A 15,004-nucleotide genomic window follows, 5' to 3' on the forward strand; every position below is an offset into this window, starting at 1 on the left:
GGGCCGCGCCCCCAGCCCGCGCCCCCTCCGGAGAAGCGCCGCGCCCCCTCCGCGACAGCGGGAAGCCCCCGCCCTCCCTTCCGGGAGAGCGGGGGCTTCTTCGGTCCTGCGGGGCCTACTTGGCGTCCGCCTTGGCCATCTCGGCCAGTTCCTCGTCGGACTCGCGGCCCGGCGTGGGGAGGTTGAACTTGACGATCGCGAAGCGGAATCCGAAGTAGTAGACCGCTCCGAAGACCAGGCCGACCGGGATGATCATCCATGGGTTGGTCGCCTTGCTCCAGCCGAGACCGAGGTCGATCAGACCCGCGGAGAAGGTGAAGCCCGCGTGGACCCCGAGCGCCCAGGTGATCGCCATGGAGAGCGCGGTCAGGACGGCGTGGATCGCGTACAGCACCGGCGCGATGAACATGAACGAGAACTCGATGGGCTCGGTGACACCCGTGACGAACGAGGTGAGGGCGAGCGAGACCATCATGCCGGTGACGGCCTTGCGGCGCTCCGGGCGGGCGGTGTGGGCGATGGCCAGGGCGGCGGCCGGGAGGCCGAACATCATGATCGGGAAGAAGCCCGTCATGAACAGACCGGCGTCCGGGTCACCGGCGAAGAAGCGGTTCAGGTCACCGTGGACGACCTCGCCGGCGGCGTTGGTGAAGTCACCGATCTGGAACCAGGCGACGGTGTTGACGAACTGGTGCATGCCGATCGGGATCAGCGCGCGGTTGATGACACCGAAGATGCCGGCGCCCGCGGCGCCCAGCCCGGTCATCCACTCACCGAAGTTGGAGATGACCTCGCCGATCGGCTCCCACACCAGGCCGAAGAACACACCGGCGATGACACCGACGAAGGCCATGATGATCGGGACGAGCCGGCGGCCGTTGAAGAAGCCGAGCCAGTCCACCAGCTTGGTGCGGTGGTAGCGCTGCCACAGGACCGCGGCGAGCAGACCCATGATGATGCCGCCGAGGACGCCGGGGTTGTTGTACGTCGCGGCGACGTCGACACCCTTGTTCTCGGTGGTGTTGATGATGGCCTCGGTCACCGGGAACGCGGTGAGCACGTTCTTGTAGACGAGGAAGCCGACGAGGGCCGCGAGGGCGGTGGAGCCGTCGGCCTTCTTGGCGAAGCCGATCGCGACACCGATGCAGAACAGCAGCGGCAGGTTGCTGAAGACGGCGTCACCGGCGGTGGCGAACACCGTGGCGACCTTGCCCCAGCCGAGACCGTCCGCGCCGAAGACGTCGGGCTGACCCAGACGCAGCAGGATGCCCGCGGCGGGCAGGACGGCGATGGGCAGCTGGAGGCTGCGGCCGACCTTCTGCAGGCCCTGGATCAGGCCGGATCCCCGCTTCTTGGCGGGCGGCGCAGCGGCGTCAGTAGCCGTACTCATAACTTCCTCCGGGGGGAGCAAGGCGCCGCCAAGGGGGTGGAACCAAGAGGGACGGCGACGTCTCAGAAAGGGGGACACGCCGCCGGGGGAAGCGGTCGTGGTCTACACCAATTCATGGTGTAGACCAGTTGTAACACGGTGAGGGTTAGATAAGGAACCTTCGATTTCCTGTGGCCTGGATCACATCCCCCAGGGGATGCCGAAGGGCCCCCGGATCGTGATCCGGAGGCCCTTGACGGACCGTTCGGTAACCCTGCGGGGACCGGGCCTGCCGGGCCGACGGGGCCGACCGGGCTGGCAGGGCCGACCGGGCTCAGGCCTTGGTGGTCTCCGACTCCATCGCCGCGATCTCCTCGTCCGACTCCCGGCCGGGCGTCGCCAGGTCGAACTTCGTGATCGCGAAACGGAACACCACGTAATAGACGAGCCCGAAGCACAGGCCGATCGGAACGATCAGCCAGGGCTTCGTCGCCAGGTGCCAGTTGATGACGTAGTCGATCAGGCCCGCCGAGAAGCTGAAGCCGTCCTTGACTCCCAGCCCCCACGTCACCGCCATGGACACACCCGTCAGCACCGCGTGCACCGCGTACAGCGCGGGTGCGACGAAGAGGAAGGAGTACTCCAGCGGCTCGGTGATCCCGGTGACGAACGAGGTCAGGGCCACCGACAGCATCAGGCCGCCGACCTCCTTGCGCCGCTGCGGCTTCGCGCAGTGCGTGATCGCCAGCGCCGCCGCCGGCAGCGCGAACATCATGATCGGGAAGAAGCCGGTCAGGAACAGGCCCGCGGTCGGGTCGCCGTGCAGGAACATGTTGATGTCACCGTGGTACGTCTGTCCGTCCGCCGCCGTGTACGACCCGAACTGGAACCAGATCGGCACGTTCAGGAACTGGTGCAGGCCGATCACCAGCAGCGCGCGGTTCGCGACGCCGAAGATGCCGCCACCCCAGGCGCCGAGCCCGCGCAGCCAGTCGGAGAAGCTCTCCAGTGCGTCCCCGACCGGCGGCCAGACCCACAGGCAGAGCGCGGCGAAGGCGATCGCGACGAAGGACATGACGATCGGGACCAGCCGTCGGCCGTTGAAGAAGCCGAGCCAGTCCACCAGCTTCACCCGGTGGTACCGCTGCCAGAAATAGGCCGCCAGCAGCCCCATGATGATGCCGCCGAAGACCCCGGGATTCTGGTACGTGTACGCCACGAAGGTGTCGTTCGGTTTCAGGCAGCCGCCCCCGATGTCCTTGGTCCCCTCCGGGCAGGCCTTCTGGAACGCGTGCAGCACCCCCCGGTAGACAAGGAAGCCCGCCGTGGCCGCGAGGGCGGTCGAACCGTCCGCCTTCTTCGCCATGCCGATGGCGACGCCGATGCAGAACAGGAGCGGGAGGCCGAGATCGGGGTCGAGCAGCGCCCCGCCCGCTCCCGCCATCACCTTGGCGACGTCCGTCCACTGCAGGCCGTCCTTGCCGAACACGTCCGGCTGCCCGAGCCGCAACAGGATGCCTGCCGCGGGCAGTACGGCGATCGGGAGCTGCAGGCTGCGCCCCATCTTCTGCAGCCCCTGGAACAGGTTGTTCCGCCAATTGGGCTGTGGCGCTGCTTTGGAGATGCTCACGCTCATCGGCGTCCTCCCTGACCGGCCCGTTTTGGCTGCCGCAACACTTACGGCACACTGGTGTAGACCAGTTGTGGGCGGGTTGCTGCTGATCGTCATCATTCGGCAGAGGCCCGTCATGTGCCTGCGTAGATGGGCCAACCGTGCGTTACCGTGACAAAGCGGACCGTGCAGGTGGGTAGCCATGTACCGGCCGCCGAGACCCGTTCTTCGAAACACTCAGGGAGAAACACATGGCCACCAAGGCTGAGAAGATCGTCGCCGGGCTCGGCGGCATCGAGAACATCGAAGAGGTCGAGGGCTGCATCACCCGCCTGCGCACCGAGGTCATCAACCCCGACCTGGTCGACGAAGTCGCACTCAAGGCCGCCGGCGCCCACGGCGTCGTCAAGATGGGCACCGCGATCCAGGTCGTCATCGGCACCGACGCCGACCCGATCGCCGCCGACATCGAAGACATGATGTGATCCGGACTCCCTAGCCGGATCCCAGCGGACCCCGTCCCGGAAGCCCCGGACGGGGTCTTCGCACAGCGGCACAGGCCCGGGCGGGCAGGGACTAGGCTCGGAGCCATGTCTCGCATCGACGGCCGTACGCCCGAACAGCTCCGCCCGGTCACCATCGAACGCGGATGGAGCAAGCACGCCGAGGGCTCCGTCCTCGTCTCCTTCGGAGACACCAAGGTCTTCTGCACCGCCTCCTTCACCGAAGGCGTTCCGCGCTGGCGCAAGGGCAGCGGCGAAGGCTGGGTCACCTCCGAATACTCGATGCTGCCCCGCTCCACCAACACCCGCGGCGACCGCGAATCCGTCCGCGGCAAGATCGGCGGCCGCACCCACGAGATCTCCCGCCTGATCGGCCGCTCCCTGCGCGCCGTCATCGACTACAAGGCCCTCGGCGAGAACACCATCGTCCTGGACTGCGACGTCCTCCAGGCCGACGGCGGCACCCGCACCGCCGCCATCACCGGCGCCTACGTCGCCCTCGCAGACGCCGTCGCCTGGGGCCAGAAGAAGAAGTTCATCAAGGCCGGCCGCAAGCCGCTCACCGGCACCGTCGCCGCCGTCAGCGTCGGCATCGTCGACGGCGTCCCGCTCCTCGACCTCTGCTACGAGGAGGACGTGCGCGCCGAGACCGACATGAACGTGGTCTGCACCGGCGACGGCCGCTTCGTCGAGGTCCAGGGCACCGCCGAGGGCGAGCCCTTCGACCGCAAGGAACTCAACGCCCTCCTCGACCTCGCCGCCGGCGGCTGCGCGGACCTCGAAGCCATCCAGCTGGGCGCGCTCGAACTGTAAACGGCAACCGCCGGGCCCGGCCCGGCGTCCAGGAAGATACGGGCGCACGGTCTCGAAGCCGTGCGCCCGTCCTCGTAGCGTCCAAGCCCTCAGGGGGAGAACCGCATGAAGCTCCGCATAGCGGCCGTAGCCGTGGCCGCCGTACTCACCGTCCCGGCCCTGTCCGCCTGCGACGCGATCTCCACGGCGATGGACTGCGCGAACACGGCCGTGGCCATCACGGACGGCGCGAACGACCTCCAGCAGGCCGTCTCCCAGGCGGGCAACAGCCCCCAGGACGCCCAGAACGCGCTCAACCAGATCGAGTCGAACCTGAAGAAGATCGGCGACCAGACGGACAACGCCGACCTGGGCAAGGCCATCGACTCGATGAACACCGCAGTCAAGAACGTCCGCACCTCGATCGAGAGCGGCAACAGCGTCCCGGACATCCAGCCGGTGGCGGACGCGGCCAGCGAGATCTCCAAGGTCTGCACCCCGGGCTGACCCGGATAATGGGCGCATGACCTCGACGCCCAGCCGCCTCATCCTGGCCACCCGCAACGCGGGCAAAGTCTCCGAACTCCGCGCGATCCTGTCCGACGCCGGCCTGCCGCACGAGCTGGTCGGCGCGGACGCGTACCCCGAGATCCCGGACGTCAAGGAAACCGGCGTCACCTTCGCCGAGAACGCCCTCCTCAAGGCCCACGCCCTGGCCCGCGCCACCGGCCTCCCGGCGGTCGCCGACGACTCCGGCCTCTGCGTGGACGTCCTGCACGGCGCCCCCGGCATCTTCTCGGCCCGCTGGGCCGGCACCCACGGCGACGACAAGGCCAACCTGGACCTGCTGCTGGCCCAGCTCGGCGACATCGCCGACGAGAACCGCGGGGCCCACTTCGCGTGCGCGGCGGCCCTGGCCCTCCCGGACGGCACCGAACGCGTCGTCGAGGGCCGCCTCCTCGGCACCCTCCGCCACACCCCGTCCGGCACCGGCGGCTTCGGCTACGACCCGATCCTCCAGCCGCAGGGCGACACCCGCACGTGCGCGGAACTGACCCCGGCGGAAAAGAACGCCATCTCCCACCGCGGCCAGGCCTTCCGCGCCCTGGTCCCCTTCGTCCGCGCCCTCCTGGGCTGACGCAACAAGGCCTGGCCTCCCGAGACTCGGGAGGCCAGGCCTTGTCGTACTGAGTACGCCCGGTCGGATTCGAACCGACATACATGGCCACCTAAAGGCCACCGCTCAGCCGTTGGCGTACGGGCGCGCGCCAGAGACACTCTACTGCGCGTCACGCCCTGCACGGGAGCGGATTCAGTGGCCGCGCAGGCCTCCCCGGCACCAGGTGTTGGTGATCGCATGACAGTTGGGGCACAGCAGGCGCAGATTCTCCTGGCGGTCGTCGCTCCAGTCGCCGTTCACGTGGTCGATCTCCAACGTCATGGGTAGCCCGCCCCACTCGGGCGGCGTTCCGCACATGCCGCAGAGCTCCGGAACCCCGACCTCGCGAAGCGCCCGCCGCAGCAGGTGCGTGCGTGTTCGCCGCTTGCCGTCATGCTTGATCAGGATGTCCGACGCGGGCTTCATCGGCATGGTCCCCGGCTTGCCACGTTGGTGTGCTTGCCCGAGGAAGTGGGAAGTGGAGAGGCCCTCCTCGGCGATCCGCTGCTTCAGCGCCTTGCGATGGGTCCCGGGCCGGGCGTGGCCCAGGCGCCGGAAGACCTCCGCCAGCGAGTGGGACGACGCGACCGCCTCACGTAGCGCTTCTCGGTCCGGCGTGTCGCGGCGCCCGTGGTCCCGACGTTCGCGCGTGCGGCTTCCTTCTTCGCTGCTCATCGACGGCGCCCCTTCGCGCGGCCGCGGTAGGTATCGGTGGTCGAGTGGCAGTTGGGGCAGAGCAGCCGCAGGTTCTCGGGAAGGTTGTTCCGCCAGTCGCCGTCCACGTGATCCACCTCCAGCGGTAGCGGGTGGCCTCGCCAGGTCGGCGGTGTGCCGCACATCCGGCACACCTCGGGCACGCCCAGTGCGGCGAGTGCCTGCTTCAGGTGCGCGCTCTGTGCACGCCGGGCGTCCGGTCCGTGCTGCTTGACCAGAAGACTCTCCGGGCTGCGTCGGGTCTTGGGACGTCCGGCAGGAGAAGGCAGCTGGAAATGGGAGGTGTCTATGCCGAACGCCTTGACCCGCCTGCTGATATGGGTGTGGTGGCCACCCACGACCTCCAGGCCGAGATGCCGCAGTACCTGGCACATGTTCGTCGAGTCGGCGACCGCCGCCGTCAGGATCTCCCTCGTCCACTTGACGGCTTCCGCTCGCTCGAAATGGGACGTGTCCACGCCCAGCTTCCGCATGCGGTCGTGCAGATAACGCCGCGAGCCGCTCTTCGGGTCGACCCCCAGCTTCCCCAGTGCCTCCGACAGCGTGCGCGACGTACGCGCCGCCTCCGCGAGGCGTTCCTTCGTGTACGGGCTGATCGGCACCCCGGCCCCTCCGTTCCGGCCACGCGTTCGTGGCCTCGCACGGATCAACGAACCGATATGCGGGTAGTTACGTCCGATAAACGGAACGGCCCGCACCGGATGGTGCGGGCCGTTCCGGTGGGGCGGGGGTCAGAGGCCCAGGTCTTTGATGATCTTGGCTACGTGGCCGGTGGCCTTGACGTTGTAGAAGGCGTGCTCGACCTTGCCCTCCTCGTCCACGACCACCGTGGAGCGGATGACCCCGGTGACCGTCTTGCCGTACAGCTTCTTCTCGCCGTACGCGCCGTACGCCGTCAGCGTCTCCTTCTCCGGGTCGCTGACCAGGGTGACCTTCAGGTCCTCCTTCTCGCGGAACTTCGCCAGCTTCTCCGGCTTGTCCGGGGACACGCCGATGACGTCGTAGCCGTGTCCCGTCAGGAAGGACAGGTTGTCCGTGAAGTCGCAGGCCTGCTTCGTGCAGCCCGGGGTCAGCGCGGACGGGTAGAAATAGACGATCACCTTGCGGCCCTTGTGGCCGGCGAGCGAGACCTCGTTGCCGTCCGCATCGGGCAGGGTGAAGGCGGGGGCGGTGTCGCCCGGCTGGAGTCGCTCGCTCATCGTGACACTCTCCTCGGGAGGGGATCGGTATGCCATGAGACTAAGCTGACAGACTGTTCATGGCGGACTACGCCCCACACGACCACGACGACGACGGAGGCAGCGCGGTGCCGGAAGCCAGGACCCCCGCACAGATCGAGGCGGACATCGTCCGCCGCCGTGAGCAGCTCGCCGAGACGCTCGACGAGATCGGCGTGCGCATGCACCCGAAGACGATCATCGGGGACGCGAAGGCACGGGTCGCCTCGACCGTCGACCAGACCGCCGGGCGGGCCTTCGCCACGGTGAACCGGATCGTGACGGATCTGCGGGACGGTCTGCGCCACGACGACGGGGCTCCGCGCGTCGACCGGATCGTGCCCGTCGCGCTGGTCGCGGTGAGCCTGGTCGGGCTGCTCGTGGTGTCGGCGCGCCGCAAGCGCGGATGACCCTGAGCGGTACGGGACGGGCGCGGGCAGGTAGGTTCGGGGCGTGAGCGAGAACACCACCCACGACAAGCTGCCCATTCGCATGCTGCACGACCGCGTGCTCGTGAAGTCCGATCTGCCGGAGGGCGAGCGGCGCTCGGGCGGCGGCATCCTGATTCCCGCGACGGCCGCGGTGGGCAAGCGGCTGGCCTGGGCCGTGGTGGTCGCGGTCGGGCAGAACGTCCGGACGGTCGAGCCCGGTGACCGGGTGCTGTACGACCCCGAGGACCGTGCCGAGGTCGAGGTGCGGGGTGCGACGTACGTGCTGATGCGCGAGCGGGACCTGCACGCCGTGGCCGCGGAGCGGCTGGAGGGGTCGGAGGACTCCACCGGGCTGTACCTGTAGGTCCGGGTGCAGGTCCGGGTGCAGGACTGAGAAGGGGCTGGTGGCGCAGGTCACCGGCCCTTTTCGCTGCCCTTTGCTACGGTGGAGGAGAACCCGACGAGACGCGCCGTACCGGGTACGACAAGACGACGCACCCCGTATCGCTCGATGTCTCGGAGGTGCCGTCATGGCATGGGTTCTTCTTCTCGTCGCCGGTCTGCTCGAAGTCGGCTGGTCGATCGGCATGAAGTTCACCGACGGTTTCACCCGGCTGTGGCCCAGTGTGTTCACGGGTGCCGGGATCGTCGCGAGCATGGTGCTGCTGTCGTACGCGGCGAAGACCCTGCCCATCGGTACGGCCTACGGGGTGTGGGTGGGCATCGGCGCCGCCGGCGCGGCCGTGCTCGGTATGGCGGTGCTGGGTGAGCCCGTCACCGCCGCGCGGATCTTCTTCATCTGTCTGCTGCTGGTCGCCGTGGTGGGGCTGAAGGCGACCTCCGGTCACTGACCGGAGGTCTGCCCCGGCTACTCCAGGAACGCCGACGGCGGGCGCAGGCCTTCCGCCGGGCCTCCGTCGCTGCCCTGTGCGCTGCCCTGGGTGCTGCCTTGTGTGCTGCCTTGTGTGCCCTGGGTGGTGCCGCCCTGGTCGCTGCCCTGGGTGGTGCCGCCGTTGTCCTGGCCGCCGTTGTCCTGGCCTCCGTTCACCGGGCCGCCGTTGTCCTGGCCGCCCTGGTTCTGGCCTCCGTTGTTCTGCCCGCCTTGGTTGCGGCCGCCCGTCGAGTTCGACGGGGAGGGCCGGGTGGAGCGTTCGGGGGTGCTGGGCGAGGGTTCGCCGGGGGTTTCCTGCGGCGGGTTGGATTCCGGGCTGGGCGGCGGCGGGGGCTGGGCCGCGCCGGGCTGGAGTTCCAGGTCGAAGTCGACGGGGTCGGTGCCTTCCAGGGCGGTCTTGGTGTAGGCGGCCCAGATCCGGGCGGGGTAGCCGCCGCCGCCGATGCGGGCCTCGCCGAGGGCGCCGTAGAGGGATTCCAGGGTTCCGGTGTCCGGGTCCTGGCCCATCATCGAGATCACGGTGACCAGGTCCGGGGTGTAGGCCGCGAACCAGGCCGAGCGGTCGAGTTCGCCGGTGCCGGTCTTGCCCGCGGCGGGGTGGCCGGCGGCGAGGGCGGCCGTACCGGTGCCGTTGTCCACGACGCTGACCAGCATGGACGTGGTGGTGTCGGCGGCTTCGCGGCTGATGGCCTGGGTGGGGGTGCGCTGGGGGAGGCCGATGGTGTCGCCGCCCTTGGTGATCTTCTCCAGGAAGGTGTAGGGGGTGCGGCGGCCGTGGTCGGCGAGGGTGGCGTAGGCCTGGGTCATGTCCAGGACGCTGGCCTGCAGGGTGCCGAGGGCCATGGCCGGGCCGGGTACGAAGTTGGGGGTGTTCTCGGGGATGCCGAGGTCGATGGCGGTCTTCTTGACCTTGCCGGTGCCGACGTCGACTGCCATCTGCGCGTAGACGGCGTTGACGGAGAGGTCGGTGGCGGTGTTGACGGTGATGTTCCCGTAGGAGACCTGGCCCTCGTTCTCGGGGGCGAAGCGGATGCGGCCGCCGACGACCGGGCGTTTGTTGTCGCCGTTGTAGATCGTGTTCGGGGTGATCCGGCGGCCGTCCTGGGTGCGGGAGTCGTTCTCGACGGCGGCGGCGAAGACGAAGGGCTTGAAGGTGGAGGCGACCTGGTAGTCGTGGCGGGTCGCGTTGTTCACGTACTGCTTGGTGTAGTCGATGCCGCCGTACATGGCGAGGACCTTGCCGGTGGCCGGGTCGATGGAGACGCCGCCGGCCCGGACCAGCCGGTCGGCCTTGCGCTTGTCGGGTTGGAGCTTGTCGACCATCTGGTCGTTGACGGCGTCGACGAGGGCGTTCTGGCGGCGTTTGTCGATGGTGGTGGTGATGCGGTAGCCGCCTTCGGCGAGGGTTTTGTCGTCGAGGATGTTGTTGTCGACGATGTAGTCCTTGATCGCTTCGACGAGGTAGCCGCGCTGGCCGGACAGGCCGGCGGCGGCGCGGACCTTGCCCGGTTCGGGGAACTGTGTCGTCGCGCGTTCGGCGGCGGGCAGCCATTCCTTCTTGACCATGCCGTCGAGTACGTAGTTCCAGCGGGCGAGGGCGCGGGGGCGGCTCTGGGGGTGGGCGACGACGTCGAAGGCGCTGGGGGAGTTGAGGAGGGTGGCGAGGTAGGCGCCTTCGGCGGTGGTGAGTTTGCCTACGTCCTTGCCGTAGTAGGCCTGGGCGGCGGCCTGGATGCCGTAGGCGTTGCGGCCGAAGTAGCTGGTGTTCAGGTAGCCCTCAAGGATGTAGTTCTTCGACTTCTCGCGACCGAGTTTGATCGCGATGAAGAACTCTTTGACCTTTCGTTTGATCGTCTGTTCCTGGCCCAAGTAGTAGTTCTTGACGTACTGCTGGGTGATGGTCGAACCGGACTGGGTGCCCTTGCCGGTCGCGGTGTTCCAGGCGGCGCGGAGCATCGCCTTGGGGTCGACCGCCCGTTCGGAGTAGAAGTCCCGGTCCTCGGCGGCCAGTACGGCCTCCTGGACGCTCCGGGGGATCTGCGACAGCGGCACGTTGACGCGGTTGACCTCGCCGTCGCGGGCGATCTGGGAGCCGTCGGAGTAGAGGTAGACGTTGGACTGCGCGGTGGCGGCGGCGTTGGCCGGCGGGATGTCGACCAGCAGGTAGCCGGCCACGAGGGCGCCGCCGATCAGCAGGGCGATGAGCAGGATGCCGCCCAGGACCACGCGCCAGCTGGGAAGGAAGCGGCGCCAGCCGGTTCTCCTGCGCCGCGCCTTCTTCCCCGCTCCGCCCTGGTGCATCTGCTGAGCCTGCTGTGCCTTCTGTGCCTGCTGTGCCTGCTGTGCCTGCTCCGGCGGTGACGGTTCTGCCCGCGGCTGCGGTACGTCGGGCGGGGTGTCGGGGTCGCGAGGGGTCCAGCCCGGGGGTGGTGACTGGTCGCTCATCTCCAGGACTCCTCGACGCCGTTCAAAATATCCACTTCTGTACCTCATGGTGTCTACCCGATGGCCGCTGATTCCGCTCCGGACGGGCATAAATCGGTCGCGTGGCTCGCCCCTCCGCACTAAGCTCGCGCGCTTTGGCCGACGTAGGAACGACGTGGGAAACGGAGGGATACGGTGCGCCGGAGAGTGCGTCGCGCAGTGCGCGGCGGAGCGGGTGACGGTGCGAATGACGGTGCGAGTGGCGGAGTGCGTCGCGCAGTGCCTCGCGGAGCGCGTCGGGCGGTGGGTCTCCACCTGGCCGTCGCGGCAGGCGGATTCAGGCGCTACGCCACCTACGGGACGGCGACCGCGGCCGGGGTGTTCACCAACACCGTGTTCGGGTTCATCGTCGCGTACACGTACATCGCGCTGTGGGACGAGCGGCCCGGACTCGGCGGCTACGACCAGTCGCAGGCGCTGACCTTCGTCTGGGTGAGCCAGTCGCTGCTGGCCGCCGCCGCCCTGATCGGCGGCGGCTTCCAGGAGGAGCTCCAGGAGCGGATCCGGACGGGCGACATCGCGGTCGACCTCTACCGGCCCGCGGACCTCCAGATGTGGTGGCTCGCGGCCGATCTGGGCCGGGCGGGCTTCCAGTTGCTGGGCCGCGGGGTGGTGCCGCTGGTGGCGGGGGCGCTGGCGTTCCCGCTGGCACTGCCCGTCGATCCGCTGCGCTGGCTGCTGTTCCTGGTGTCCGTCCTGCTGGCGCTGGTGGTGAGCTTCGCGCTGCGCTACATGGTGGGGTTGGTGGCCTTCTGGCTGATGGACGGGGCGGGGGTCAACGTCATGGCCACCGTCGCCTCGATCTTCTTCTCCGGGATGCTGCTGCCGCTGACCGTCTTCCCGGGCGGCTTCGGCGAGTTCGTCCGGACCTTGCCGTGGGCGGCGATGCTGCAGGTGCCGATGGATGTCCTGCTGGGCAAGCACACGGGGGCCGGGGGCGCGGCCGAGGCGCTGGGCTTCCAGGCCGGGTGGGCGCTCGTACTGCTGGGAACGGGACGGCTGTTGCAGTCGGCCGCGACACGGAAGGTGGTGGTCCAGGGTGGCTGAGGCCGAGGCCGGTGCCGCGGCCGGGGCCGGGGTGGAGGCGGTACCGGCGAGGGCGCGGGCGCGGGACGGGGAGCGGGATGCCGCGGCGGGCGGGGCGCCGCGCCGCGGCCCGGTTCTGGAGGGGCTGCGCGGCTACCGGCTGATCGTGGGCATGTGGATCCGCTCCACGATGACGTACCGGATGTCCTTCGTCCTGACGACCGTCGGGCAGGCGGCGATCACCCTCCTGGACTTCGTCGCGATCGCCGTCATGTTCTCCCACGTGGACGCCCTCGGCGGCTTCACGCTGCCCGAGATCGCGCTGCTGTACGGGTCCTGCTCGGCCTCCCTGGGTCTGGCGGACCTGCTGCTGGGGAACACCGACCGGATCGGCGCCCGGATCCGCGACGGGTCGCTCGACACCATGCTGGTGCGGCCGGTCCCGGTGCTCGCGCAGGTCGCGGCGGACCGCTTCGCGCTGCGCCGGCTGGGCCGGATCGCGCAGGGGGTCGGGGTGATGGGCTGGGCGGTGTGCACCCTGGACGTGGACTGGACGGCCGGGAAGGTGCTGCTGGTGCCCGTGATGGTGCTCGCCGGGGCGGCCATCTTCGCGGCCGTGATGGTGACCGGGGCGGCCTTCCAGTTCGTGACCGGGGACGCGGCCGAGGTGCAGAACTCCTTCACCTACGGCGGCTGCACGATGCTGCAGTACCCGCCGACGGTCTTCGCGAAGGACCTGCTGCGCGGGGTGACCTTCATCGTCCCGCTGGCCTTCGTCAACTGGCTCCCGGCGCTGCACGTGTTGGGGCGGCCCGATCCGCTGGGACTGCCCGGGTGGGTCGCGTACCTGAGCCCGCTGGTGGCCTTCGTGGTGTTCCTGCCCGCGTCGCTGGCGTGGCGCGCGGGAGTCCGTTCGTACCGAAGCACGGGGAGCTAGAGCTGTGGCGGATGCGCTGATCTCGTTGGACGGGGTCGAGAAGGTCTTTGACGTACGGCGCCGGGTGAGCCTGATGCGCCGGGAGAAACGCCAGGTCAGGGCGGTGGACGGGATCAGCTTCGAGGTCGCCCGGGGCGAGATGGTCGGCTACATCGGGCCCAACGGCGCCGGGAAGTCGACCACGATCAAGATGCTGACCGGCATCCTGACGCCGAGCGGCGGCCGGCTGCGGGTCGCGGGCATCGACCCGGCGCGGGAGCGGATGCGGCTCGCGCACCGGATCGGGGTGGTGTTCGGGCAGCGCACGACGCTGTGGTGGGACCTGCCGCTGAAGGACTCGTACGGGCTGATGCGGCGGCTGTACCGGGTGCCGCGGGCGCGGTTCGAGGAGAACCTGGAGCGGTGCGTGGAGCGGCTCGACCTGGCCGAGCTGCTGGACGTACCGGTACGGCAGTTGTCGCTCGGGCAGCGGATGCGCGGGGACATCGCGGCGGCGCTGCTGCACGATCCGGAGGTGCTGTACCTGGACGAGCCGACGATCGGGCTCGACGTGGTGAGCAAGGCGAAGGTGCGGGGCTTCCTGCGGCAGCTGAACGAGGAACTCGGTACGACCGTGCTGCTCACCACGCACGACCTCCAGGACATCGAGCAGCTGTGCGAGCGGGTGATGGTGATCGACCACGGGCGGCTGATGTACGACGGACCGCTGGGCGGGCTGCACGCGGCGGGGGCGGTGGGGGAGAGCGAGCGGACGCTGGTGGTGGACCTGGAGCGGGAGCTCGCGCCGATCAGTGTGGCGGGGGCGCGGGTGGTGAAGGTGGAGGGTCCGCGGCAGTGGCTGGCGTTCCCGGCGGGGGCTTCGGCGGCGCCGCTGGTGGCGGCGGTGGCGGCGGACTATCCGCTGGTGGACCTGTCGGTGCGGGAGCCGGACATCGAGGACGTGATCGCGCGGATGTACGCGGGCCGCGGCTGACGCCGGCCCGCATCGCCTGAATCAGGGGAAAGCCGGGGACGATCCGGGGGCGATCTCAGGGGCCAAGTCGTACAACTCGCCGACAACCCTGCATAGTCTGGTCCACATGAGTGACGAGCGGCCGGAGAAGCCGTTGCCGGAGCTGAGGGCGTCGGACGCCGACCGGGACCGGGTGGTGGAGCGTCTGCGGGACGCCGTCGCCGAGGGCCGGCTCGACATGGAGGAGTTCGAGGAGCGGCTGGACGCGGTGTACAAGTCGCGGACGTACGCGGAACTGGAGCCGCTGACGCGGGACCTGCCGGCGCCGGCGGGCGGGCCGGTGGCCCGGCCGACGGCGGCCGCCGAGCCCTGGACGGGCCGGATCGGCGGTGCGGGCAGCTCGGCGACGGCCGTCGCGGTGATGTCGGGCTTCCAGCGCAAGGGCCGGTGGACGGTGCCGGCGCGGTTCGACGCGGTGGCGTTCTGGGGCGGCGGCGAGCTGGACCTGCGCGAGGCGGACTTCGCGCAGCGCGAGGTGGTGATCAACTGCGTCGCGGTCATGGGCGGCATCCAGATCACGGTGCCGCCGGGGGTGGAACTGGACGTCCGGGGCTTCGGCTTCATGGGCGCGTTCGACCAGCGCGACAACCCGGGCCCGGCCGAGCCGGGCGCGCCGCGGGTGGTGGTGACGGGCTTCGCCTTCTGGGGCGGCGTGGAGATCAAGGTCAAGAAGCGCAAACGGCCCCTGGACGGCCCCTCGCTCCGCAAGGAGCTGTAGCCCCTCGGCCCTTCGGCTCCCGCCGGGGTTGCCGGCTCCGGCGGGTCGGCTCCCGCCGGGGCTCTGCGGTTCGGCTCCGGCGGGTCGGTGGTGCCGGGGTTCTGGCCCGGGCCGTGCGCCTCAAGCGCCGGCGGGGCT

General features: G+C 69.7%; 16 protein-coding genes, 1 tRNA gene, 1 pseudogene and 1 riboswitch. Of the genes and pseudogenes, 11 read left to right on the top strand and 7 right to left on the bottom strand.

Annotation, left to right across the window (positions count from 1 at the left end):
• Positions 1-115: 115 nt before the first annotated feature.
• Entirely contained in the window at positions 116-1,390 is a 1,275-nt protein-coding gene (locus ACFY0D_RS39060; RefSeq protein WP_390802619.1) for a PTS transporter subunit EIIC, read from the bottom strand.
• 313 nt (positions 1,391-1,703) lie between these two features.
• Positions 1,704-3,005: a PTS transporter subunit EIIC gene (locus ACFY0D_RS39065; protein WP_390802620.1), complete on the bottom strand. Its 1,302-nt coding sequence runs from the start codon at positions 3,003-3,005 to the stop codon at positions 1,704-1,706.
• 218 nt (positions 3,006-3,223) lie between these two features.
• Here ACFY0D_RS39065 and ACFY0D_RS39070 point away from each other — a divergent pair.
• The 4 genes and pseudogenes from ACFY0D_RS39070 to rdgB form a co-directional block, all read left to right on the top strand.
• Positions 3,224-3,466: pseudogene (locus ACFY0D_RS39070) on the top strand (glucose PTS transporter subunit EIIB); the annotation flags it as partial.
• A gap of 105 nt (positions 3,467-3,571) precedes the next feature.
• Complete coding sequence (gene rph, locus ACFY0D_RS39075; RefSeq protein WP_301370806.1) at positions 3,572-4,297, top strand: ribonuclease PH; 726 nt, start codon at positions 3,572-3,574, stop codon at positions 4,295-4,297.
• A 105-nt stretch (positions 4,298-4,402) separates the two neighbouring features.
• Positions 4,403-4,783, top strand: coding sequence for a hypothetical protein (locus ACFY0D_RS39080; protein ID WP_314252753.1), 381 nt, complete (start codon positions 4,403-4,405; stop codon positions 4,781-4,783).
• Positions 4,784-4,799: 16 nt separating this feature from the next.
• On the top strand, positions 4,800-5,414 hold the full coding sequence (gene rdgB, locus ACFY0D_RS39085; protein WP_030009030.1) for an RdgB/HAM1 family non-canonical purine NTP pyrophosphatase: 615 nt from the start codon (positions 4,800-4,802) through the stop codon (positions 5,412-5,414).
• A gap of 54 nt (positions 5,415-5,468) precedes the next feature.
• Here the strand turns inward: rdgB and ACFY0D_RS39090 are convergent.
• The 4 genes from ACFY0D_RS39090 to bcp all read right to left on the bottom strand — a co-directional run bounded on the left by ACFY0D_RS39090 (position 5,469) and on the right by bcp (position 7,348).
• A tRNA-Leu gene (locus ACFY0D_RS39090) sits at positions 5,469-5,541 on the bottom strand.
• Positions 5,542-5,588: 47 nt separating this feature from the next.
• A complete protein-coding gene (locus ACFY0D_RS39095; protein WP_390802621.1) occupies positions 5,589-6,110 on the bottom strand; it encodes an HNH endonuclease signature motif containing protein in 522 nt (173 codons plus the stop codon).
• Positions 6,107-6,751, bottom strand: a complete 645-nt coding sequence (locus tag ACFY0D_RS39100; RefSeq protein WP_390802622.1) for an HNH endonuclease — start codon at positions 6,749-6,751, stop codon at positions 6,107-6,109. Before ACFY0D_RS39100 ends, ACFY0D_RS39095 begins: the two co-directional genes overlap by 4 nt.
• A 129-nt stretch (positions 6,752-6,880) precedes the next feature.
• Entirely contained in the window at positions 6,881-7,348 is a 468-nt protein-coding gene (gene bcp / locus ACFY0D_RS39105; RefSeq protein WP_314252749.1) for a thioredoxin-dependent thiol peroxidase, read from the bottom strand.
• 107 nt (positions 7,349-7,455) lie between these two features.
• Between bcp and ACFY0D_RS39110 the strand changes: the two genes are divergently transcribed.
• The 3 genes from ACFY0D_RS39110 (at position 7,456) to ACFY0D_RS39120 (ending at position 8,648) form a co-directional block, all read left to right on the top strand.
• Positions 7,456-7,776: a DUF3618 domain-containing protein gene (locus ACFY0D_RS39110; protein WP_301374681.1), complete on the top strand. Its 321-nt coding sequence runs from the start codon at positions 7,456-7,458 to the stop codon at positions 7,774-7,776.
• Positions 7,777-7,819: 43 nt separating this feature from the next.
• On the top strand, positions 7,820-8,161 hold the full coding sequence (locus ACFY0D_RS39115) for a GroES family chaperonin (RefSeq protein WP_390802623.1): 342 nt from the start codon (positions 7,820-7,822) through the stop codon (positions 8,159-8,161).
• A 65-nt stretch (positions 8,162-8,226) separates the two neighbouring features.
• A riboswitch (guanidine-III (ykkC-III) riboswitch) is annotated at positions 8,227-8,296 on the top strand.
• A 31-nt stretch (positions 8,297-8,327) separates the two neighbouring features.
• Positions 8,328-8,648 (top strand): multidrug efflux SMR transporter, encoded by a 321-nt coding sequence (locus tag ACFY0D_RS39120; protein ID WP_030009036.1) that lies wholly within the window; start codon positions 8,328-8,330, stop codon positions 8,646-8,648.
• A 17-nt stretch (positions 8,649-8,665) separates the two neighbouring features.
• Here the strand turns inward: ACFY0D_RS39120 and ACFY0D_RS39125 are convergent, their stop codons facing one another.
• Positions 8,666-11,134, bottom strand: a complete 2,469-nt coding sequence (locus ACFY0D_RS39125; protein ID WP_390802624.1) for a transglycosylase domain-containing protein — start codon at positions 11,132-11,134, stop codon at positions 8,666-8,668.
• Positions 11,135-11,416: 282 nt separating this feature from the next.
• On the opposite strand from ACFY0D_RS39125, the gene ACFY0D_RS39130 reads away from it, so the two are divergent.
• The 4 genes from ACFY0D_RS39130 to ACFY0D_RS39145 all read left to right on the top strand — a co-directional run bounded on the left by ACFY0D_RS39130 (position 11,417) and on the right by ACFY0D_RS39145 (position 14,866).
• Positions 11,417-12,220, top strand: a complete 804-nt coding sequence (locus ACFY0D_RS39130) for an ABC transporter permease (RefSeq protein WP_390802625.1) — start codon at positions 11,417-11,419, stop codon at positions 12,218-12,220.
• Positions 12,213-13,136 carry an ABC transporter permease gene (locus ACFY0D_RS39135; RefSeq protein WP_390802626.1) on the top strand — a complete coding sequence of 308 codons (924 nt, stop codon included), beginning with the start codon at positions 12,213-12,215 and terminating at the stop codon, positions 13,134-13,136. The genes ACFY0D_RS39130 and ACFY0D_RS39135 overlap by 8 nt, the downstream gene beginning before the upstream one ends.
• 4 nt (positions 13,137-13,140) lie before the next feature.
• A complete protein-coding gene (locus ACFY0D_RS39140; RefSeq protein WP_301370822.1) occupies positions 13,141-14,109 on the top strand; it encodes an ATP-binding cassette domain-containing protein in 969 nt (322 codons plus the stop codon).
• A 106-nt stretch (positions 14,110-14,215) separates the two neighbouring features.
• On the top strand, positions 14,216-14,866 hold the full coding sequence (locus tag ACFY0D_RS39145; RefSeq protein WP_390802627.1) for a DUF1707 domain-containing protein: 651 nt from the start codon (positions 14,216-14,218) through the stop codon (positions 14,864-14,866).
• The last annotated feature ends 138 nt before the right edge of the window (positions 14,867-15,004 follow it).

The sequence above is a fragment of the Streptomyces sp. NPDC001502 genome, assembly GCF_042894785.1.
Taxonomy (GTDB): Bacteria; Actinomycetota; Actinomycetes; order Streptomycetales; family Streptomycetaceae; genus Streptomyces; species Streptomyces kutzneri.